This window comes from Tamlana sedimenti (assembly GCF_038148895.1).
Taxonomy (GTDB): Bacteria; Bacteroidota; Bacteroidia; order Flavobacteriales; family Flavobacteriaceae; genus Tamlana.
The window spans coordinates 82724-103694 of record NZ_JBBVGQ010000005.1 but is presented as its reverse complement, the minus strand read 5'-3'; the positions used below and the strand labels follow the sequence as shown (position 1 = coordinate 103694).

Sequence of the window (20971 nt, the reverse complement as noted above, 5' to 3'; positions counted from 1 at the left end):
GATGCAGATAGTACAGAAAGCGTTGGCGCTGGTGGGATTATTAAGTTTATGTGCCCTATTTATTTACGCGCTGCAAGACGCACCAACCGATGAAAACTTTGAAAAAAAACTCATAAACGATTATAATGTTTATGCGATTCAAGTTCCCGAAGATTTAAATTTTGCGGGAGAACCCATGCCGATTAAAAATCCGGATATTTTAGAACGAATTGATAGAGAGCTTTTGGTTAACACTTATTGGCAGTCAAACGGGCTTTTAATGTTTAAACGCGCCAAAAAGTACTTCCCGGTTATTGAGCCTATTTTGGCAAAATACGGGGTGCCAGATGACTTTAAATATTTGGCTGTTATTGAAAGTGGATTGACCAATGCTGTTTCTCCCGCTGGAGCAAGGGGAGTATGGCAAATTATGCCGGCCACAGGAAGGGAAAATGGTTTGGAGGTTAATGATAATGTTGATGAGCGTTATCATTTAGAAAAGTCGACCGAGGTGGCCTGCAAATACCTTTTGAAATCTAAGGAAGATTTAGGCTCTTGGACGCTTGCGGCGGCGGCTTACAATGCTGGAAATGCGGGGGTGTCAAGACGTTTGGAAGAACAATCTGTTTCTGGCTATTACGATTTGTTGTTGGGAGAAGAAACTGGTCGCTATGTTTTTAGAATAGTAGCCTTAAAGGAAATTTTATCAAACCCAGGAAAGTACGGTTTCAATTTTAGGGAGAAAGATTTGTATTACCAGGTGCCAACTTACAAAGTTGAGGTTGATACGGCTGTAACCGATTTCACAAAATTTGCCCAACAATTTGGCATCAACTACAAATTGCTGAAACTACATAACCCATGGTTGCGCGAACCCCATTTGAATAATAGTTCTAGAAAACAATATTTTATTGATATTCCTGAAAAGGGCTATTATAACTAATCTTTGGTGGTTGAATTTCTGACAAACCATATCTGGATTATATTAATTGTTCTCAACTATGTTATAGCCATATCTGCGGTTATAACGGTTGTGCTTAAAAATATCAACCCAACCAAAACACTATCTTATATTGTTGTTTTGGTTTTTTTTCCTTTTCTGGGTTTGCTTATTTACTATCTCTTTGGGCAGGAGTATCGCAAGAATAAAATTTTTAGTAGAAAACATGTACTCAATCAATCAGTTATTAAGTCCATAAATGATGAATTGGAGCTTGATAAACGAGAGGTAAAAAAAGTTGACAATTTCCTTGATGGTAAGTCGAAATTGGTAAAACTACTTTATAGTGATAAAACTTCACCTTTAACACTGCGTAACAAAATAGAAGTTTTAAAAAATGGAGACACCAAATTTGAATACTTGTTAGAAGATTTAAAGGAAGCAAAACACCATATTCATTTGGAATATTATGTGGTGATGGATGGGAAGATTTGGACGGAAATCTTGGAAATTTTATGTGCCAAAGCGAGGGAAGGTGTTATAGTGAGATTGACCTATGATGATGTTGGAAGTAAGTTGTCATCAAAAACAAAGCAGACTTTAAATGATTTTGGTATAGAACATTATCCTTTTATGCCTGTTATTTTTTCAAGATTCACAGGTAAAATGAATTATCGAAATCACCGAAAAATTGCTGTTATTGACGGAAAGGTTGCTTATGTTGGTGGCATCAACATAGCCGATGAGTACGTAAATGAGTATAATGAATCATTTTGGCGTGACACACACCTTCGAATTGTTGGTGAGGCTGTTAAATCGTTGCAAATTAATTTTTTAACTACTTGGCATTTTGTTTCGGGCCAGAAATTGAAAATTGACAAATCATATTTTCCTAAAGTTGAATGCAATGATAAAGTTGCCGTTCAAATTGCAGCTAGTGGGCCTGATACGGATTGGGCCTATATTATGGAGGCCATATTTACGGCCATCACCACCGCAGAAGATTATGTTTACATTACAACGCCCTATTTTGTGCCTAACGACCAAATGATCATGGCCCTTCAAGTGGCGTCAAAAAGTGGTGTTGAGGTAAAGGTGATTATCCCAAAAGAGTCCGATTCTTGGATGGTTAAACATGCCACAAACTCCTATTTGGAGCATTTATTGGAAGCCAATATTGAAGTTTATCGGTATACAAAAGGTTTTGTTCACGCAAAGACCATGGTTGTAGACGATATTTTTTCAACCGTAGGAACGTCAAATATGGACTATAGAAGTTTCAATATAAACTTTGAAGTCAACGCTTTTATTTATAACATAGAACAAAGTAAAATCGTAAAACAACAATTTCTTGAAGATTTAAAAGACTGCGAAAAAATTGAACTCGTTAAGTGGGTGGATAGACCTAACTTAGAAAAACTAAAAGAATCGTATTGTAGGTTGTGGTCACCTCTTATCTAGCCTCTTCTTTTTTGAGCGCGTAAGGAAGCACCCGCGCCATAATGTTGGTTGGGCATTTGTGCACGCTTCATATTGTCTTTCATCATCTTTATTTGCTCGGTAAGCATGCCTCGTTTGTCAAGTTTTGTGGCTTCAGAAAGCAATTTTTGTGCTTCCTGCTTTCTTCTTTTAGAAAATGCAATGCCAGCTAAATTTAACTTTGCCATAGCCAAATCGTAGTCCATGGTCAAACCTAACGAAACCGCTTTTTTGAAATATTTCTCGGCTTCATTCATATTGGTTTGAGATACCATGATGCCATGCAAATAGTTGTAATAACCTTGTTGTTTTTTTACTAATGCAGATTCTGGGTTTTTTATTTTATCCAGCCATTTTTTCGCACCAACAAAATCTTGCTTTCGTAACCTTAAAAATGCTAAAAGGATAAATTCATTTTTGAAATAGAGAAATACAAAAATTAATGATAAAAGTATGAACATAATACCATTACCTAAATAGCCTTCGGTAAATTGATAAATAGCATAGGCGATAATGCCTGCGGCAATGATGAGTTTTATGATTTTATTGAACATAATTCTGCTAAATTGAAATAATTTTTAAGGTGGTTTTTATTGAAAAAGATCCTTAAAAGTGATTTTAGACTGCAAAGAAACTAAATTTTTATTAGATTTAGCATATTGCCATACAACAAAAAACAATGATTTCCCCAATTAAATTAAGGTCTTAGACTGTGTTTAATTGTTTGAAAATAAAATAAGAAATATTTTGAAAAAAAGGTTTGCAAACTAATAAAGCCTTTGTATATTTGCCCTCGGTTTTTAAGGAAGCCATAGATTAAGAAAATACGATTCAGTTTTAAAGATATAAGATAATGAGTAAAAGAACATTTCAGCCTTCTAAAAGAAAAAGAAGAAACAAGCACGGTTTTAGAGAAAGAATGGCTTCTGCTAACGGTAGAAAGGTATTGGCGCGTAGAAGAGCTAAAGGTAGAAAGAGATTATCTGTGTCATCTGAAGCTAGACATAAAAAATAATGATTAACAATTGTTGATAATATAAAGGTGTTACTTAAGTGTAACGCCTTTTTTTATATCTACGTATCACTATTTTTGTAACGAATTAAAATCCAACATATAATTAAAGAAAATGCCGAAAAACGAAAAACTAAAATCTATTTTAATTATTGGTTCGGGGCCTATTGTAATTGGGCAAGCATGCGAATTTGACTATTCGGGATCTCAAGCGCTTAGGTCGTTAAGAGAGGATGGAATTGAAACTGTTTTGATCAACTCCAACCCAGCAACGATTATGACCGACCCATCGATGGCCGATCATGTTTATTTGCTGCCACTAACTACTAAATCAATAATTAAAATTTTAAAGGAACACCCACAAATTGATGCCGTTTTACCAACTATGGGCGGACAAACAGCGTTGAACTTATGCATTGAGGCAGACGGAAAAGGAATTTGGGAAGATTTTGGAGTTGAAATTATAGGTGTTGATATTGAGGCCATAAATATTACGGAAGATAGAGAGCAATTCAGAGATTTAATGGAAAAAATTGGTGTGCCCATGGCGCCCCAAGCCACCGCAACTTCATTTCTTAAAGGAAAGGAAATTGCCCAAGAATTTGGTTTTCCATTGTGTATCCGTTCTTCGTTTACCTTAGGTGGAGCCGGAGCGTCCATTGTTTATGACGAAAAAGATTTCGATAAACTGTTGCGTAATGGTTTGGAAATTTCTCCTATCCATGAGGTAATGATAGACAAGGCATTGCTTGGCTGGAAAGAATATGAACTTGAGCTGTTAAGGGATTCAAACGATAACGTGGTTATTATCTGTTCTATCGAGAATATGGATCCTATGGGTATTCACACTGGAGATTCTATTACCGTAGCGCCAGCCATGACCTTGAGTGATAGAACTTACCAACGAATGCGCGATATGGCCATACACATGATGCGTAGTATCGGTGATTTTGCCGGTGGCTGTAACGTACAGTTTGCGGTATCTCCGGATGAAAATGAAGATATTATCGCTATTGAAATCAACCCGCGTGTATCGCGTTCTTCTGCACTGGCAAGTAAAGCTACAGGTTACCCGATTGCAAAAATTGCAGCCAAATTGGCTTTGGGTTACCATTTGGATGAATTGAACAACCAAATTACAAAGTCAACTTCGGCGTTATTCGAACCTACGTTAGACTATGTAATCGTAAAAATACCGCGTTGGAACTTTGATAAATTTGAAGGATCCGACCGTACTTTAGGACTTCAAATGAAAGCCGTTGGTGAGGTAATGGGTATTGGGCGTTCGTTTCAGGAAGCACTGCATAAAGCTACGCAGTCGTTGGAGATAAAACGTAACGGTTTAGGTGCAGACGGTAAAGAAAATACCAATTACGAGCAAATTATAGAAAAACTTACATATGCCTCTTGGGATCGTGTTTTCATCATCTACGATGCCATAAAAATGGGTATTCCGTTGAGTAGAATCCACGAGATTACCAAAATCGATATGTGGTTCTTAAAGCAATATGAAGAATTATATTTTCTTGAAAGGGAAATATCGACTTTCAATATCGATACCATTCAAAAAGATTTGCTGCTTGAAGCCAAACAAAAAGGTTATGGTGACAGGCAAATCGCCCATATGTTGCGCTGTTTGGAAAGTCAGGTTTACAACAAAAGAGAGGAATTGGGCATCAACAGGGTTTATAAACTGGTTGATACTTGCGCGGCAGAATTTGAGGCCAAAACACCATACTACTATTCAACCTTTGAAAGTGATATGGAAACCGCTGATGGCAACCGATACGCACATAACGAAAGTATAGTAACTGATAAGAAAAAAATCATCGTTCTAGGTTCGGGACCAAACCGAATTGGGCAAGGTATCGAGTTCGATTACTGCTGTGTACACGGTGTTTATGCTGCAAAAGAATGTGGTTACGAAACCATTATGATTAACTGTAACCCTGAAACAGTTTCAACTGATTTTGACACGGCCGATAAACTTTATTTCGAGCCGGTATTCTGGGAGCATATCTACGATATCATTAAGCACGAAAAACCGGAAGGCGTTATCGTTCAGCTTGGTGGGCAAACGGCATTAAAGCTTGCTGAAAAATTAGATCGCTATGGTGTAAAGATTATTGGAACAAGTTTTAAGTCGTTGGATTTGGCTGAAGACCGAGGAAGTTTTTCTACCTTATTAAAAGATAACAACATTCCCTATCCAAAATTTGATACGGCTGAAACTGCTGATGAAGCGTTAGCAGTGGCTAAAGAATTGGATTTTCCAATTTTGGTAAGACCATCTTACGTATTGGGTGGGCAAGGCATGAAAATTGTAATCAACGAAAAGGAGCTGGAAAAACATGTTGTTAGCTTGCTACAAAGCATTCCGAACAACAAACTGCTTTTAGACCACTATTTAGAAGGTGCCATTGAAGCTGAAGCCGATGCCATTTGTGACGGTGAAGAGGTTTACATTATTGGTATCATGGAACATATCGAGCCTTGTGGTATCCACTCGGGAGATAGTAACTCAACATTACCGCCGTTCAACTTGGGTGAGTTTGTTATGCAACAAATAAAAGACCATACCAAAAAGATTGCCTTGGCGCTTAATACGGTCGGTTTAATTAACATTCAGTTTGCCGTAAAAGACGATATTGTCTACATTATCGAGGCCAACCCAAGAGCATCCAGAACGGTACCGTTTATTGCAAAAGCCTACAAAGAGCCGTATGTAAACTATGCGACTAAATTGATGTTGGGTGTGAATAAAGTTAAGGATTTTACATTCAATCCGCAATTGGAAGGCTATGCCATCAAGCAACCGGTGTTCTCGTTCAATAAGTTCCCGAATGTTGACAAAACGCTCGGACCTGAAATGAAGAGTACAGGAGAAAGTATCTTATTTATTGATAGCTTGAAAGATGACCAGTTTTATGATCTGTATTCAAGACGAAAAATGTACTTAAGTAAATAAAATGAAAAAGCCGCAATTAGCGGCTTTTTCTATTTTGACACAAGGTCAAAAACAAAGGAAACATTAACACTTTCAGAAACTTTGTTTTGTACAATCTTCGGAATTTTAATGTCGAAATCTGAAACATTTACAATAAAACTACCTGAAAGTGTAATGGCGCCTTCTTTCATAACATAGGTAACAGGAATATCTTTAAGTTGTTTGGATTTTCCATGGAATGTTAAGATGCCATTAATTAGATGTTTGTTTGATGACTTTGAGATTTCTCCCTTAAAAGTAGCTTTTGGGTATTGATTGGATTCGGCATAATTTTCATTAAAATGTTCTTCCATTAAGGCATTTTTAAACCTAAATCCTTTAACCAAAACCAAAGCTGCAAACTCATTATTTTCTAAATTGGTAATAGCAGTTACAGAATTGTTGGATGCCTTTACTTCTTCAAATGAGGGAATTGAAGCTTCAAAAGTAACCGAACCCGTTTTTGTCAGGTATTTATTCTGCGAAAAAGCATTAAAGCCTAGAAAAAATAATATAATAATGAGGTTTTTCATTCTAAAGGGTTTTGTACCATTTTTATATTTAAAAAGGCATGTTTCAAATTTCATTCCTAATTTTCTAAAAGGCCATCTGCTTGCCACTGTTCAATAAGCTCAATTTGGGCTGGTGTTAAGGGACTGTTGGGTGTTGGTGGCATAGGGTTTGATGAACTTTTAATGCGACTGATTATACCAGTAACTCTAGATTTTACTTCGTTATAGGTCGTAAGTGAAAACGGGGCGCCTTGCGTTGTCGGATTTCCATGGCAACCAATACATCTGCTAGACATGATTGATTTAATGTCAGCATCGTAAGTAACCTTTGTTATAGGGTTTGGATCTGGGTCTGGATCAGGATTGGGATTTTGGTCATTAAGATCTTCCGTGCTACTGCTTGAACAGCCAAAAATCATCAATGCCATAATTATTGGATAAATTAATTTTTTGATTTTCATAGTTTTCAATTTTTAAGGGATTAATTTTTTAAAATCTTCTGCTTAAGTTAAATCCGAAATAAAAGTTGCCATCGCCCCAATCGCCTTCAGCTTGTCCTAAAAAGCCATTGGTGTTCATAGACTGCGCGTTGGAAAAATGCATTTGAAATACATGGCCACCAGTTTCTAGGTCAAACCCGATGGACAAGGGATTGTTAAATGGCGAATTATCTGCTCTATTAAGATGCCAGCCATAGTCAGCATTTATGGACCACCGTTTGCCCAGTTTGTATCTTCCACCAATTCCGAGTGCCATTTGGGCGTTATCTTGCTCATCTATTACCACAAAATTTTCATGAAAAAATGTAGGTGCCAACTCTAGGGTTAAATTGGAATTGAACTTTCTAGATATAAGCAACTGTGTGGCATAGCCCAAACGATGTTTGAACTCTAAAAGGGGTAAGCTAATCTCATCTAAAGCGGTATTGATAACAATGGCATTAAAGCCCACAATGGTAACGGGAAAGCCATTTTCGCGCTGTTGTATAAGTCTATATTTTGCTGTAATATCATATATTTTGAATAGCGAACTTCTTGATACACCAATGTTAAAGCAATCAGATATGCCATAAACAAATTGCAGCCTAGTGACGGCGTTGTCCAATCCAAAAAAATCGTCAATACCATTTTCAACGCTCCCAAAACGATGTGATACGATGAATGTAAGTTCCTTTTTTGCGACTAGTTTGGTCGACTCAAAATTCACAATCTTTAGGCCTTTAAAGGCGGCCGTAGCAACTGATGAATTTGCTGTGTCAGTGTCTATTTCATTAAGCAAATCATCCTGTGAGAATGCCAAAATAGGGAATAATACGAATAGAATATATTTCATAAAATAGCTTTAGAGTTTTAAGAATTTTTTGGTGTGGCTTGCTTTGTCTGACTTTAGTGTCAAGAAATAAATACCCTTGTTTAATTGAGCTACATCAATTGAATTTTTAATGGTATTGCTTAAATAAACTTTTTGCCCCAAAGAATTAAAGATTGAGATACTTTGTATTTCTATATCATTTAGCGATTTTAAATTAATAGTAGTTGTTACCGGGTTTGGTGATATTGAGAATTGGCTGATTGAAGAGTCATTCGAACTGAGTGTGCCTTCTGGTACTACGGTTATCGTACCAAACATAGATGCAGAATGGGGATCGCATTGATAGTCATTTGTCCCCACAACTGTAAACGTGTATGGAAATGTGTATCCAATTCCACTATTAAAACCGCTGTCAAAAGTTTCAGCACTTCCGGGTTTTGAATTCACATTGTGCGTGAAACTATCAGCCCATACCCATTCTATGGTATCTCCAACTTCAATTGTTTTGTTGGCTGCAGGACCATTTGTGCCAATGGCCCAATCAATTTGATAAGTTTCCGTGGTTTGGGAATTGATATTCAATATTCCTAATAAGACTAAAACGAAAGTTGGTAATTTTGATTTCATGAATTTTTTGTGTTATAAATTGTTAATTATTGTGCATTGGTCTAATTTGATTTCTTCTAATAAATCGTCATAGCCTATAAAACGTCCTTTAATTATGATTTGGGAATTGTTTGATGGTGCTTTTGTTATTTCATCTGAAAATTGACAAAACACTTTATCGTTTAAGGTAAGATTGTTGGGGTTGAGGTTTGTTATTAAACCTGAAACCTCAATAGTTTTATTGAGGTATTTTTGTTCAGAATTTATGGGGTTGATAGAAAACTCTGTGATTAAGTTTTCTGAGCTGATATTGAAACTAGATGTTTCGCTGGCTATATCTCTATGGTTTTTATTTATGTAGCTACATATGCATATTCCTGCAATAATAACAATAAACAATATTAGCCATTTTTTCATATTACTGTTTTTAAAGTTTTTTAAACTGCCCCGGCAAATTAACACCGGAGCAGTTTAGCTAGCCAACCAAATATTCTCTCTTTTTAAAAAGAGATTTGATAAATGAAATCTTTCTTTTTCACATTGAGCATTTCCACTAGCTTAAATTTTCTGGAAGGTTAGGGTGTCTGTGCCGCCGTTACCTCCACTTATATGGATTAATTCAATTTTTGTTGCACTACGGGTTACAATTTCCCAATCTTCAGTTAGGTCGTCATTAAACATGGCTGGCGATGCAAAATTGATGTTGAAATCAATATCGTCACTGCTATTGCTATCGTCGTCACTATCGTTGCTGTCTGTTACAGACCAAGTTCCGTTTACGGTTTCGCTTCCTTTGCTTGCTGTTAACGTACCATTGGAATTGAAGGTGAATGTGTAACCTGTATAGTGGCTTGTTTCATCAACTCCAGAGTCCACAAAGCTGGTTATCTGCCAACTGTTGTTTTCAACTGTGCTTTTGATCTCACTGATTTCCGCGCTATTGTCATTAAAGTTCATTCCATCGTCATCTGTTGAGCAAGTAGATGACATTAGCGAGAAGCATAACATGGTAAGTAGTCCATAAATAAATTTTGTTTTCATAATTTTCATTTTTAAAGTGGTTAAAATTTGGTGGTTATTTACAATTATTTTCATATCGAATTCTATCATTATCACCAACTCTTAAATCTATTTTAGACTCAGAGTACTGCGATATTTCATGTAAAATCCAATCATTATTACAGTATGGCATTTCGGGGATATTGATTGTAATGGTTATGTTGCTTCCTGAGCCAGTGGCAGACCAAGTACCATAATCTGTTCCTCCAGCATAATACACTGAAATGGTTCCGTCTGTATGGAAATTGAACAGATAATCTTTGTAGTAATCATCATAGTCATTGCCGTAACGTTCTAGTTTATCTACAATCCAGCCTGAACAACCCGTGAGCAAGTCGATTAATTCACTTGGGGTACAGTTGTTGCAATCGTCGTCGTTATAGTCATAATCATCATCTTCGTCACAAGAATTATCATAGGCTTTAATCGTATTTTCCAACTCAACCAAATCATTGATCATTATTTCGGTACCATCTGAAAGCACTACCGCAATAGGAAAGTTGATTGATACCAGATCGAACTGATCTAAATCCTTAATGAAATTGTATAAAGCGCTGTCAGAATCTATTGTTATAGAGTCTATGATTTCATTGTTGGAATTATATAGAAAGGCAGTTATGGGGTATTGAAAATCTAAACACTCAATATCGTCATCATCTTCATTTTCACCGTTACACTGGCTAGCGTAATTAACGAGTTCACTATTACTATTAATAGTAATTTCCGTAAAATCAGCAAAGATTATTTGAATGGGATAAGAAATTGTTAGGGTATCAACGTCATCATCAGAATCATCAAAAATAAACTCAATTTTATCGAAATCGTCTTCAGAATTTATGTCCATCTCAGTGCCATTTGCAGTTACTGTAATAGGTAATTTTACATTGAAACAGTTAGCATAGTCAATAATGTTGTCGTTAGAGCCATCATTTATGGCTGTTTTTTGCATTAAGCTTGCAACCGAAGAATTTAATGTCAGCCCTTCTTCGGGAGGTGTTTGTATAAATTCTGATTCCTCTGTTCTGCAAGATGTAAATACTGCGAGCATTAAGAAGGAAAAGAACCAAGTATTTTTTATTAACGTTTTCATGTTTGTGTTTTTTCGAATATAGGGCATTTTATAATGAAACAACTAAAGTTTAAAAACTCCCGAAAAATTTTTAATTTTTATTTTTTGAGTCTATTTCCAAATATTTTAATCTTTTCGTGGTTTCAATTAGGTTTTCAAATCTTATCCGCGTTAATTGGTATCTGTGGGCGTAAACTTTATTTTCAGGGTGTGTTCGCATTAAATATTTTAGGTAAATAATCTTTTCTTCATAAAGTCTTACTTCTCGTTCCTTAATCTGTGAAATAAGGCTTATTAGGGTGTTTATATTTTTTGGTTTCTGGTTCAAGATTTTGGAGCCTTGCATTTGTCAATTGAATGAACCTTTGTTATGCCGTTAAAAGAATTTCCAATCTTTCAAGGGATTGTTTCAAGAAAATTGACAACGACTTTTCCTCTGGGTGTTCCATAATTGATTTTGAAAGGTGTGCAATTTTCATTCTGTGGTAGATAATTTCTTTTTCTTTTAACGAATGAACCAATTCGGATAGGTTAGTTGGATTAATCATAGCAAAAATTTAAAAGATTAATTGAAGCTTTTTAAAATGAAACAACAGTTAATTGAAAACTCCTGAAAAATTTTAGTTAAAAATGAAATCCATAGCCAAAAAATACCGATTGCATACCGAAAAGGCTCAATCCCGCTAAAAACACACCCAATACAATAAGTATAAATGGTACATGAGCTAGCGTTCTTGTAATTTTAGATTCCCAGCCTATTTTATGTAAAATGGGCAGAAGTGTAAATGCTAAACAGAGCCCAAAAAATGAAATTTGAAACATATACAAGCTGGCTAGTGCAAAGCTTAAACCAATAGAAAATTCAATAAATCGTACCAGATTACTATCGGGGTGGCTTTTTTGCATAAATTGTTTCCAGTGATTTGTAGCTCTTGTGTAAATATTTTGACTACTGTTACCTAAAGATTTGGATATGTTTTTATCTCCAGTAACTAAAAATATAGCTTTACCAGAAATGAGGTAGGTCAGCACACCAATGGATGACAATGGCCCCAATGCCGCATAAATAGCTGTGCTGTGGCTTACAAATTTTAAAAGTTTAAAAGGGCTTTTTCTCAGCCCAATTAAAAAACAAAGTACGGGTGCAAAAAACGTCATAATGGTTATAAGGAAAAAGTCTAAACTATAGATGGATTCAAAACCATTGCTTAGCATGTAAACGGGTAGGGTTAAATCAGTTGAGCCCATTTCTACAGTCATTGTCCTGCTCTCGCCAAAATATAACGGTAAAAGTAAGTTTGCGTCAATCATAAAAAGAAAATAGACCAACGTAAGTGGCAAATTGAGGGTTGGAAAAAGGATGTCTATTTTTTCAGTCCATGAAATGTTTTTTGCTTTTACCAACCACAAAAACTTTTTTGAAAGAAATTCACAAGTTCCGCGCGTCCATTTCATGTGTCTAATCCTAAAAGACCTAACATCATCCGGAAAATCTTCAAGACATACAACATCTTCAACAAACCTACCGCGATAACCTTTTTCTCTAGCTTGAATGGCAAAACCCAAGTCTTCACTCACAATATCAGGAAAACCACCTATTTTATGCCAACATTTAGTTCTTAAAAGCGCACCGTGGCCTAAAAACATAACGAAACCGTAGTCGTTTCTAAAGGGTTGGTAGTATTTCCAATGCATATCCACTCCTACGCCCAAAGATTTGGACAAGGCACTATTCTCATCAATGTTGGCTCTATGGTTAGCTTGAACAAATCCGCATTTTTCGTCAGATTCCATAACTGGAACCAACTTTGATAGAAAATCCCTTGGTAAAATTTCATCTGCATCAGCAATGGCAAAGTATGGTTCTGAAATGAAGTTTTTCAAAGCATGGTTCATATTTCCAGCTTTAAATCCTTTTCTGTCGGCTCTTCTTATTAATTGAACGATGTCTTTGTGTTTTATGGCAAAGGCATTGATCTTATTTTTTATTTCAGGGTCAGAACTGTCATCTAAAATATAAACTTTATAATTTTCATAATCCTGGTCAATACAAGAAAGAACGGAAGTTTCAGAAAAATCATTACAGGTCGTGTAAAGAATGGCCACTTTGGGTTCTTCCAGCAGTTTTATTTTGGTTAGTTCTTTTTCAGGTTTTTTGCTGTAGAATTTATAGAGGAAAGCAAAAAGCATTATACAAACATTGTAAATACCATATAGCCAAGCTAAAGCAATAAAGAAGACAAATGCTATTAGAACCACATAACTCGGGAGGTTATATGCAATATCTAAAAGGCCAATTAGCCGTGGTCCGAACCAGAGAAGCGAAAGTGCCCAAAAAAATATTATGGTTAGGTATAAATAAGGTTTTGGGGCTTTGGATATTAAACTGGTGTTTTCATAAACTTGTATGGCTTTAACCATATTGTTATTCATGGCTAATTTGTTTTGTAGTATTTGAATGGATTCTCGCATGATTTAAAATTTTTGGTTAATTCCTACTGAGGCAATTGTTATTTCGTTGTTGAATCCCTTATCATGGTTAACAAAGAATTTAGCTCGAAGTGTTTTGTTAACCGGCAGTGTAATAAGGCCAAAGCCACCACCGATTTGATTTAATGTGGTTGTAGATGTGTTGAAGGAATCGTAATAAACACCTGCCAGCAGTTCAATTTTATTTAAGTTGGTTTTTGCCGATAACATAACACGTTCATTAAACGTATTCGAAAAAGTCAAGTTTTCTGAATGGAAAAAACCAAGCTCCAGTCTTAGGTTCTTTATTAGTTCGTAATCAATAAGGCCGGCAATTGTGATTAGTTCGTCATCTTGCCTGCTGTCATACTGCGTAAATAATTTCACTAATAATTTTGATGAAAAAAAGTAACCGTTTTCCATATTCACTAAAAACTGGTCATCAGACTGTGTTAAGAATCTTTGGCCGCCCTCAATTTTGGTGAACCATTTTTTAGACCAATCATGTTTTGCACCCAAGGCAACAATCGGGGCATTTCGCTCTGTAGTAGATAAATTGGCGTTTTCAAGTATTAAGGCATTATCGTAATAAACAAATAAGAGATTTTTGTTATCGGGGGCATATTTAAAATCCAACCGCCTTAATCCATTTTGGTCTTTTTTTTCTGAAAAAACAAAGCCATACCATGCATCAAATTCAAATTTTTTATTGGTATTCGTTAAAAGTTCCAGTTGTTTTTTGGCTTCTTGGTTGTTATTGTCAAGTTCTAAAACTGCTTTAAATTGGTTTTTGGCTTTTTTATTATTTCCTTGCCATAAATAGGTGTAAGCCAATCCTAAATTTGCATTGATGTTTTGTGGATTTTCATCAATAACTTCACTAAATAAGGAAATGGCTTTATCAAATTTTTTCCACCAGGAAAAGTTGTAAGCTCTTGCAATAGCTACTTTAGCTTGGTCATTTTTATCAATACTTTTTATTGACGATAAAATGGATTCGGCTTGTTCAAAATGGTCGTTTTGAGATTCTGCTATTCCTTTTTCGAGGGTATCATTTTGGGAAAAAGTTAGCTGAAATGAAACAAATGCTGATAAGACACAGATGTAAAAAAGTGTTTTTTTCATGATAAATAAGATTGAGTTTTATGCTTGTAGTTTACCTAGACATCCAAGCTTTAAATTTTTTTTGAAGGTTTTCAGGAATGATAAATGTGTCTTTGTAGACTTTATTGAATGCAATGGCGTAGCATTCGTTAGAATTTTCTTTAAGCCTAACAGAATCTTTGCTGAAAATTGTAGATTCATTCAATGCGAAGAATGCATCAGAACTTAAGTCAATTAAAATTTCATTAAGATCTTTAATGAGAAACGGGAATTTGAAATTTTCTTTGTTCGCTATAAAGTGTAAACCTTCTTTTTTATAGATGTAAGCGATGCTATGGTCCAAAAACTCATAGTAATTTTTGCCATATTTTACTTTAATTGCGCTTTCTCTACGCGGTTTTTGCGAAGAATGAGGGGTTTTTAACGAGGGTTTCATAGTTTTTTATTTATGAAACAATTCAATAATTAAATCTCCTGAAAAGAATAATATTTTTTTTACATAACTTTAAGCCAAAAATAAAACCTTGCCAAAAGAACTTAACGACAATATTTGTGAAGACGCTGTTTTTGAGCGTATTTATAACAAGTATGCTCAAGACCTTCAAAATTTTTTGCATTACAAATACGGGGAGCAATATAACCCTACAGATAAGGCTCAGGATGCCTTTATTAAATTGTGGGACAATTGTAAAAAAGTAACCATAAGCAAAGCCAAATCTTTTTTGTTTACCGTAGCAAATAATTTGATGTTGAATGAAATTAAGCACCAAAAAGTTGTTTTAAAATATCATTTGGAAAAACCAAAAGGCTATACTAATGAAAACCCGGAGTTTCTTTTGGAAAAGGAGCAATTTCTTCAGCGGTATCAAAATGTTTTAGAAAAGTTAAGTGAGGAACAACGTGTGGCTTTTTTGCTAAGCAAGGTTGAAGGAAAAAAACATAAGGAGATTGCCGACCTTTTAGGGGTAACGCAAAAGGTTGTAGAATATAGAATTTATAGTGCTTTTGACACTTTGAGAAACGAGTTGGAAGGATTTAAAATAAAATAATCAGGAGATTTTGTTATCAAATTGTTATATAAGAAAGTTAAGGATACATGGATAGAGAAAACTTAATAAAGAAATGGTTGAAAGACGAACTTAACGATGCCGAAAAACAGGCATTTGATAAGTTGGATGATGCTGCGCTAAATCAATATATTATTGAAAATGCAAGCCATTTTAAGGCGTCCCATTTTAATAAATTGGAAGACTTTAATACCTTTAAAACCAAATATAAAGCTTCAAAAGGTCAAGTAAAACAATTAAACTGGTTCAAACCATTTTTAAGGATAGCGAGCGTTATTGTTGTGGCTTTGGGTCTATATTTCACATTCTTTTTCAATAACAATACATATGTGGAGACATTGGCCAGCCAAAAAACGACCATTGAATTACCAGATAATTCTAAAGTTGAATTAAACGCCTTGTCTTCCATTGAATACAATACTAAAAACTGGGATGACAATAGAGCTTTGAAATTGGACGGAGAGGCATTCTTTAAGGTTGCTAAAGGAAAAACCTTTGATGTAAAAACAACCAGCGGAACAGTTACTGTTGTTGGTACCCAATTTAATGTGAAGCAACGCAACAACTATTTTGAGGTAAAATGTTTTGAGGGTATTGTAAAAGTAGTTTCAGATACTATAACCAGAAAATTATTGGCCGGTGACACATATCAAATTCTTAATGGTTTATTTACAGAAGGGAAGACAAGCGGATTGGTGCCAAAATGGACTAATAATGTAAGTGAATTTAATGCCATTCCAGTAAAGGAGGTTTTGTCCGAATTGGAAAGACAATATGATATTCAAGTCACTTTTAAAAATATTGATGTAAACAGATTATTTACAGGTGGTTTCCCCCATGATGACCTTGAAAAGGCCCTTGTTTATATCACAAAACCAATGAATATGACCTACGAATTGAGTTCTTCAAACTTGGTAATTATTCATGGGAAAGGAAATTAAAAAAACTTTTATTTTTTTTAGTTTACTGTTTTTTGTCCAGCTTGGGGCTAATGCCCAAGACAAAGATGGACAAGAATTACTCTCACGTGTCTTGAATATACTTCAAGAGCAATACAATGTTCAATTTAATTATGCCGAAGACACGGTAGAAAACATTTTTCTAATGCCGCCGGAAAAAACTTTATCACTTTCTCAAGCTTTAACGTATCTGGAAGCTGAAACAGAGTTGTCTTATTCCATGATGTCTGAAGGTGTCATTTTGGTTCAGTTGAAAAAAATGGACCTTCAATTCTGTGGCTATGTGAAAGATAAAGACAATCTTCAGCCACTGTCGGCCGCTACCGTTCAATCAGGAAACAATTCTATAATAACCGATGAAAATGGTTTTTTTCAAATTAAGGTTGAAAGTGTTGCGCAACCAATCACTATCAGATTTTTAGGATATAGGCCTATTGATATATCTCCAAATCAAATATCAAAATCAGGATGTGATGATGTTTTTCTGGTGCCTTACTTTCAATCGCTATCTGAAGTTTTGATTTCAAATTATATAACTAGCGGTATCAATAAATTAAGCCGAGGGTCTTACGAAATAGATTTTTCAAATTTTGATATTTTGCCTGGGGTTATTGATAACGATGTTTTGCAATCGGTTCAAGCTTTTCCAGGTGTTCAAAGTATTAATGAAACAGTTTCAAACATTAATATTCGAGGGGGCACACATGATCAAAACCTTATCCTTTGGGACGGCATAAAAATGTACCAATCGGGTCATTTCTTTGGGTTGATTTCTATGTACAATCCGCAGATTACCCAAACGGTTTCTTTGGTAAAAAATGGAAGCGATGTAAGCTATACTGATGGTGTTTCAGGTACCATAGTAATGAAGACAGAGCAAGAAATAAACACCCAACTTAAAGGAACATTAGGTGTTAATTTAACGGATGCTAATGCCTTTGTAGATGCACCGCTTGGTAACAAATCGTCCATTCAAATAGCTGCAAGAAAGTCCATAAACGATTTTGTTGAAACGCCCACATACACTGCTTTTTTTGATAGAATAGCACAGAATACAGAGGTTGCCAATAATGCAACCACTATAACCAATACAGATAAAAGATTTGATTTTTACGACACCTCTTTAAGGTGGATTTATAAAATAAGTGACAAAGATGAACTTCGACTCAATTTTATAAATGTGTCAAACCAACTTCAATTTGATGAAAATGCCATTGTAAATCAAAAGGAAGAGACACGAGAAAGCAGTTTGAAACAAAACAGTATTGCCGGCGCCCTGCACTATAACCGGGTTTGGAACAATAGGTTGCAAACAACACTTGAAGTGTTTGAAACCGATTATAAACTCAGGGCCATTAATGCCAACATTTTGGATTCACAAAGATTTTTACAGGAAAACATAGTGTCAGAAACAAGTGCAAAAATAAAGGCTGACTATAATTTATTCGAAAACTTGCAATTGTTGGGCGGCTATCATGTTGTTGAAACTGAAATCACAAATTTGGATGATGTTGATATTCCATTGTTCAGAAATCTTGTATCGGAGGTTGTAAGGACCCATGCTGTTTTTTCGCAAATAGGCTATAGGTCTCCCAATAGAAAAACCAATATGAACTTGGGAATGCGCTATAATTATATTGATAAGTTTAAAAAGTCAATTTGGGAGCCAAGACTAAGCTTCAACCAACGCATTTTCAGACGCCTTACTTTAGATGTTTTAGGTGAGTTCAAAAACCAAAATGCATCGCAGGTCATTAATCTGCAAAATGATTTTTTAGGTATTGAAAAACGCAGATGGCAAATGTCCAATAACAGCACCATTCCAATAATTAGAAGTAAGCAAATATCAAGCGGACTAAGTTATAGCCATAAAGGTTGGCTTATAAATTTTGAAGGTTATTATAAACAAGTAAAGGGTATTACCACCCAAAGTCAAGGGTTTCAAAATCAATATGAATTTGAAAGGCAAAGTGGTAATTATTATGTTAAGGGATTGGATTTGCTAGTTAGAAAGCATATTGATGGTTTTAATACTTGGTTGAGCTATTCGTATATGGACAATAGATATTTGTTTGAAGGTTTGGAGCCGGATTATTTTCCTAGCAATTATAATATTTCGCATACGGCTACTATTGGTGCAACCTATGCATGGTCTAATTTAAAAATATCAACAGGGTTGAACTGGCATTCAGGCAAACCTACAACCCGACCTATTTTTGGTAATGAAATTGTTGATGGCAATATAAATTATGAGTCAACCAACAATTCTAATTTAGAAGATTACCTGAGATTGGATATGTCTGCACTTTATAATTTTAATCTTGGTAAATCTAGCACTGGTTATTTTGGTTTTTCCATATGGAATGTTTTAGATAGACAAAACCAAGTGAATAATTATTACCGTTTGGATAATGAAAGTGTTGATGAAATCGTGCAACGCTCGCTAGGTTTTACGCCTAATGCTGTTTTAAGGTTGACCTTCCAATAGCCAATTACAACATCAACTCAAGCTTTACGTTTTGGGTCTTAACAAGGTCTAAATGCTCCTCAATTTTAAATTCTGAAGACTTGAATTTACTGCTCCTCGTTTTGGCTTGTTCCTGCCTTGCTATACTTCTGGCAAAGCGTCTTACACCATCTTTACTGTCTAAAATTAACCCCGGTACTTTTACGTTTTTGCCATCTTCATCTTTGGCAACCATTGTAAAATATGAAGAATTGCAATGTTTTACTTGACCCGTTTGAACGTTTTCAGCTTCTACGCGCAACCCAATAACCATTGAAGTTCGTCCGGTATAATTAACTGAAGCCTTAAGCGTAACCAAATCACCAACTTCAATGGGATTTAAAAAATCAACTCGATTTACGGATGCTGTAACGCAGTAATGCCTCGAGTGTTTTGACGCACACGCAAAAGCAATTTGGTCCATCAAATTTAAAATATGGCCGCCATGTATTTTTCCACTAAAATTGGAATGTGATGGCAGCATGAGTTGGGTTATGGTTACTTGTGATTCTTTGGCGTATTTAAACATGTTATTGGGTTTATTCGTCTTCCTGAGATCGTTTAATGATAGCTTCTGGAAGCGATTTTTTGGCTTTAGCTCCCATTTTTTTGAGTCTTTCAACACTTGTGATGAGGTTTCCTTTACCTTCGACCAATTTATTCATAGCAGCGGAATAATCGCTTTTTGCAGCATCAATTTTTTTGCCAACGCCTGTTAAGTCGCTTACCAATCCTTCAAACTTATCGTATAATGCCCCGGCTTGGCGTGCAATTTCAATCGCATTTCGTTGTTGTTTTTCATTGTTCCACATGGTATCAATGGTGCGTAATGTGGCCAATAGGGTTGATGGTGTAACGATAACAATATTTTTTTCGAAAGCTTTATTGTAAATGGAATTGTCTTCATTTACCACTACGGCAAAAGCCGGCTCAATGGGTATAAACATCAGTACGAAATCAGGTGATTCAATATCGTAAAGGTCTTGGTAGTTCTTTTCCGAAAGTTGGTCAACATGTTTTTTTACCGAGTTTACATGGGCTTTGAGGTATTGGGGTTTATCGATATCATCAGCATTTACCAAACGCTCATAATCGGTTAAAGACACTTTGGAGTCGATAATCATTTTCTTGTTGTCGGGCAGATGTAAAACCACATCTGGCAATACCCGCGAACCATTGGCCAAAGTGAAACTTTGCTGAACAAAATATTCGCGGTCTTTTTCCAAACCCGATTTTTCCAGAACACGTTCCAAGACGAGCTCTCCCCAATTTCCTTGCATTTTGCTGTCTCCCTTTAAAGCTTTGGTCAGATTACTGGCCTCTTTGGTCATTTGTTGATTGAGGTCTTTTAGGCCTAGCAACTGCTCTTTTAATGCCGAATGCATGCTGATGCTTTCCTTTTGGCTTAAATCTACTTTTTCTTCAAAGGTTTTGATTTTTTCTTGAAGTGGATTCAATATATTTTTAATGTTTTCTTTGTTCTGCTCGGTAAACTTGTTGGACTTTTCTTCTAGAATTTTGTTCGCCAAAAGTTCAAAATCTTTTCGAAGTTGTTCTTGTCGTTCTTCAAGTTCTTTATCGCGCTGTAAATTTAATTGCTGAAGGTTTTCATATTCCGTATTTTTCCTCGCCAATTCTGAGTTTAATAATTCCTTTTCACGACGAATTTCTTCTCGCTCCAATTCAATTTTAGTCAAATTTTGTTTTAAATCCTCAATGGTCAGACCCATTTGTTTTTGGCGCTCTTCAAGTGTACTTTGTTCGCTTTTGCTTTGAAGTTTGGTGAAAAGCATTCCTAAATAGCCACCAATGGCCGCGGAAATTAAAATGGCAAGAATAAGAATAAGGCTATCGCTCATTTAGGATAAAAAATAATTCCAAAGATAAATTTTTAGTCCAAGAAAGGCGTGTCA

At 35.4% G+C, this 20971-nt stretch carries 21 protein-coding genes; 7 read left to right on the top strand and 14 right to left on the bottom strand.

What is annotated here, in order from left to right; translation table 11 throughout:
• Position 1: 1 nt before the first annotated feature.
• Both WJN01_RS12910 and cls read left to right on the top strand, forming a co-directional pair.
• On the top strand, positions 2-922 hold the full coding sequence (locus WJN01_RS12910) for a lytic transglycosylase domain-containing protein (protein ID WP_445197577.1): 921 nt from the start codon (positions 2-4) through the stop codon (positions 920-922).
• 6 nt (positions 923-928) lie between these two features.
• Entirely contained in the window at positions 929-2380 is a 1452-nt protein-coding gene (cls, locus tag WJN01_RS12905) for a cardiolipin synthase (protein ID WP_445197576.1), read from the top strand.
• Here the strand turns inward: cls and WJN01_RS12900 are convergent.
• Positions 2377-2952 carry a DUF2892 domain-containing protein gene (locus WJN01_RS12900; protein WP_445197575.1) on the bottom strand — a complete coding sequence of 192 codons (576 nt, stop codon included), beginning with the start codon at positions 2950-2952 and terminating at the stop codon, positions 2377-2379. The genes cls and WJN01_RS12900 overlap by 4 nt on opposite strands.
• A gap of 299 nt (positions 2953-3251) precedes the next feature.
• Between WJN01_RS12900 and rpmH the strand changes: the two genes are divergently transcribed.
• Together rpmH and carB are read left to right on the top strand one after the other, a co-directional pair.
• The gene (gene rpmH, locus WJN01_RS12895; protein WP_188651059.1) at positions 3252-3413 is read left to right on the top strand and encodes a 50S ribosomal protein L34; all 162 of its coding nucleotides are present in this window, start codon (positions 3252-3254) and stop codon (positions 3411-3413) included.
• 112 nt (positions 3414-3525) lie between these two features.
• The gene (carB, locus tag WJN01_RS12890) at positions 3526-6378 is read left to right on the top strand and encodes a carbamoyl-phosphate synthase large subunit (protein ID WP_445197574.1); all 2853 of its coding nucleotides are present in this window, start codon (positions 3526-3528) and stop codon (positions 6376-6378) included.
• A 29-nt stretch (positions 6379-6407) separates the two neighbouring features.
• Here carB and WJN01_RS12885 read toward each other — a convergent pair whose 3' ends face one another.
• From WJN01_RS12885 to WJN01_RS12835, 11 genes are all read right to left on the bottom strand, one after another.
• Positions 6408-6929, bottom strand: a complete 522-nt coding sequence (locus WJN01_RS12885) for a YceI family protein (RefSeq protein ID WP_445197573.1) — start codon at positions 6927-6929, stop codon at positions 6408-6410.
• Positions 6930-6985: 56 nt separating this feature from the next.
• Positions 6986-7369: a hypothetical protein gene (locus WJN01_RS12880; protein WP_445197572.1), complete on the bottom strand. Its 384-nt coding sequence runs from the start codon at positions 7367-7369 to the stop codon at positions 6986-6988.
• Between the two features lie 28 nt (positions 7370-7397).
• On the bottom strand, positions 7398-8240 hold the full coding sequence (locus WJN01_RS12875; protein WP_445197571.1) for a DUF5777 family beta-barrel protein: 843 nt from the start codon (positions 8238-8240) through the stop codon (positions 7398-7400).
• A 9-nt stretch (positions 8241-8249) separates the two neighbouring features.
• The gene (locus WJN01_RS12870; protein ID WP_445197570.1) at positions 8250-8846 is read right to left on the bottom strand and encodes a T9SS type A sorting domain-containing protein; all 597 of its coding nucleotides are present in this window, start codon (positions 8844-8846) and stop codon (positions 8250-8252) included.
• Positions 8847-8858: 12 nt separating this feature from the next.
• Positions 8859-9242 (bottom strand): OB-fold protein, encoded by a 384-nt coding sequence (locus WJN01_RS12865; RefSeq protein ID WP_445197569.1) that lies wholly within the window; start codon positions 9240-9242, stop codon positions 8859-8861.
• A gap of 141 nt (positions 9243-9383) precedes the next feature.
• Complete coding sequence (locus WJN01_RS12860) at positions 9384-9866, bottom strand: flagellar basal body FlgE domain-containing protein (RefSeq protein WP_445197568.1); 483 nt, start codon at positions 9864-9866, stop codon at positions 9384-9386.
• A 34-nt stretch (positions 9867-9900) separates the two neighbouring features.
• Positions 9901-10974 (bottom strand): hypothetical protein, encoded by a 1074-nt coding sequence (locus WJN01_RS12855; protein WP_445197567.1) that lies wholly within the window; start codon positions 10972-10974, stop codon positions 9901-9903.
• Between the two features lie 347 nt (positions 10975-11321).
• Positions 11322-11501: a hypothetical protein gene (locus WJN01_RS12850; RefSeq protein WP_445197566.1), complete on the bottom strand. Its 180-nt coding sequence runs from the start codon at positions 11499-11501 to the stop codon at positions 11322-11324.
• 76 nt (positions 11502-11577) lie between these two features.
• Positions 11578-13425, bottom strand: coding sequence for a glycosyltransferase family 2 protein (locus WJN01_RS12845; protein ID WP_445197565.1), 1848 nt, complete (start codon positions 13423-13425; stop codon positions 11578-11580).
• A 3-nt stretch (positions 13426-13428) separates the two neighbouring features.
• Positions 13429-14547 (bottom strand): tetratricopeptide repeat protein, encoded by a 1119-nt coding sequence (locus WJN01_RS12840; RefSeq protein WP_445197564.1) that lies wholly within the window; start codon positions 14545-14547, stop codon positions 13429-13431.
• A 31-nt stretch (positions 14548-14578) separates the two neighbouring features.
• The gene (locus WJN01_RS12835) at positions 14579-14962 is read right to left on the bottom strand and encodes a hypothetical protein (RefSeq protein WP_445197563.1); all 384 of its coding nucleotides are present in this window, start codon (positions 14960-14962) and stop codon (positions 14579-14581) included.
• 88 nt (positions 14963-15050) lie between these two features.
• Here WJN01_RS12835 and WJN01_RS12830 point away from each other — a divergent pair, with 88 nt between their 5' ends.
• From WJN01_RS12830 to WJN01_RS12820, 3 genes are read left to right on the top strand one after another with little or no spacing between them, the layout of a single operon-like run.
• Positions 15051-15575 (top strand): RNA polymerase sigma factor, encoded by a 525-nt coding sequence (locus WJN01_RS12830; RefSeq protein ID WP_445197562.1) that lies wholly within the window; start codon positions 15051-15053, stop codon positions 15573-15575.
• A 47-nt stretch (positions 15576-15622) separates the two neighbouring features.
• A complete protein-coding gene (locus tag WJN01_RS12825; RefSeq protein ID WP_445197561.1) occupies positions 15623-16534 on the top strand; it encodes a FecR family protein in 912 nt (303 codons plus the stop codon).
• On the top strand, positions 16518-19040 hold the full coding sequence (locus WJN01_RS12820) for a TonB-dependent receptor (RefSeq protein ID WP_445197560.1): 2523 nt from the start codon (positions 16518-16520) through the stop codon (positions 19038-19040). Before WJN01_RS12825 ends, WJN01_RS12820 begins: the two co-directional genes overlap by 17 nt.
• A gap of 4 nt (positions 19041-19044) precedes the next feature.
• Here the strand turns inward: WJN01_RS12820 and WJN01_RS12815 are convergent, their stop codons facing one another.
• Both WJN01_RS12815 and WJN01_RS12810 read right to left on the bottom strand, forming a co-directional pair.
• A complete protein-coding gene (locus tag WJN01_RS12815; protein ID WP_445197559.1) occupies positions 19045-19587 on the bottom strand; it encodes an acyl-CoA thioesterase in 543 nt (180 codons plus the stop codon).
• A gap of 10 nt (positions 19588-19597) precedes the next feature.
• Positions 19598-20917: a DNA recombination protein RmuC gene (locus tag WJN01_RS12810; protein WP_445197558.1), complete on the bottom strand. Its 1320-nt coding sequence runs from the start codon at positions 20915-20917 to the stop codon at positions 19598-19600.
• Positions 20918-20971: the final 54 nt, after the last annotated feature.

Bases quoted from the DNA above. Each gene is read 5' to 3' on its own strand.
- WJN01_RS12845 (WP_445197565.1), bottom strand. From the start codon at position 13,425: ATGCGAGAATCCATTCAAATACTACAAAACAAATTAGCCATGAATAAC.
- WJN01_RS12900 (WP_445197575.1), bottom strand. From the start codon at position 2,952: ATGTTCAATAAAATCATAAAACTCATCATTGCCGCAGGCATTATCGCC.
- WJN01_RS12860 (WP_445197568.1), bottom strand. From the start codon at position 9,866: ATGAAAACAAAATTTATTTATGGACTACTTACCATGTTATGCTTCTCG.
- WJN01_RS12835 (WP_445197563.1), bottom strand. From the start codon at position 14,962: ATGAAACCCTCGTTAAAAACCCCTCATTCTTCGCAAAAACCGCGTAGA.
- WJN01_RS12810 (WP_445197558.1), bottom strand. From the start codon at position 20,917: ATGAGCGATAGCCTTATTCTTATTCTTGCCATTTTAATTTCCGCGGCC.
- WJN01_RS12815 (WP_445197559.1), bottom strand. From the start codon at position 19,587: ATGTTTAAATACGCCAAAGAATCACAAGTAACCATAACCCAACTCATG.
- carB (WP_445197574.1), top strand. From the start codon at position 3,526: ATGCCGAAAAACGAAAAACTAAAATCTATTTTAATTATTGGTTCGGGG.
- WJN01_RS12870 (WP_445197570.1), bottom strand. From the start codon at position 8,846: ATGAAATCAAAATTACCAACTTTCGTTTTAGTCTTATTAGGAATATTG.
- rpmH (WP_188651059.1), top strand. From the start codon at position 3,252: ATGAGTAAAAGAACATTTCAGCCTTCTAAAAGAAAAAGAAGAAACAAG.
- WJN01_RS12840 (WP_445197564.1), bottom strand. From the start codon at position 14,547: ATGAAAAAAACACTTTTTTACATCTGTGTCTTATCAGCATTTGTTTCA.
- WJN01_RS12865 (WP_445197569.1), bottom strand. From the start codon at position 9,242: ATGAAAAAATGGCTAATATTGTTTATTGTTATTATTGCAGGAATATGC.
- WJN01_RS12880 (WP_445197572.1), bottom strand. From the start codon at position 7,369: ATGAAAATCAAAAAATTAATTTATCCAATAATTATGGCATTGATGATT.
- WJN01_RS12850 (WP_445197566.1), bottom strand. From the start codon at position 11,501: ATGATTAATCCAACTAACCTATCCGAATTGGTTCATTCGTTAAAAGAA.
- WJN01_RS12875 (WP_445197571.1), bottom strand. From the start codon at position 8,240: ATGAAATATATTCTATTCGTATTATTCCCTATTTTGGCATTCTCACAG.
- WJN01_RS12825 (WP_445197561.1), top strand. From the start codon at position 15,623: ATGGATAGAGAAAACTTAATAAAGAAATGGTTGAAAGACGAACTTAAC.
- WJN01_RS12910 (WP_445197577.1), top strand. From the start codon at position 2: ATGCAGATAGTACAGAAAGCGTTGGCGCTGGTGGGATTATTAAGTTTA.
- WJN01_RS12855 (WP_445197567.1), bottom strand. From the start codon at position 10,974: ATGAAAACGTTAATAAAAAATACTTGGTTCTTTTCCTTCTTAATGCTC.
- WJN01_RS12885 (WP_445197573.1), bottom strand. From the start codon at position 6,929: ATGAAAAACCTCATTATTATATTATTTTTTCTAGGCTTTAATGCTTTT.
- WJN01_RS12820 (WP_445197560.1), top strand. From the start codon at position 16,518: ATGGGAAAGGAAATTAAAAAAACTTTTATTTTTTTTAGTTTACTGTTT.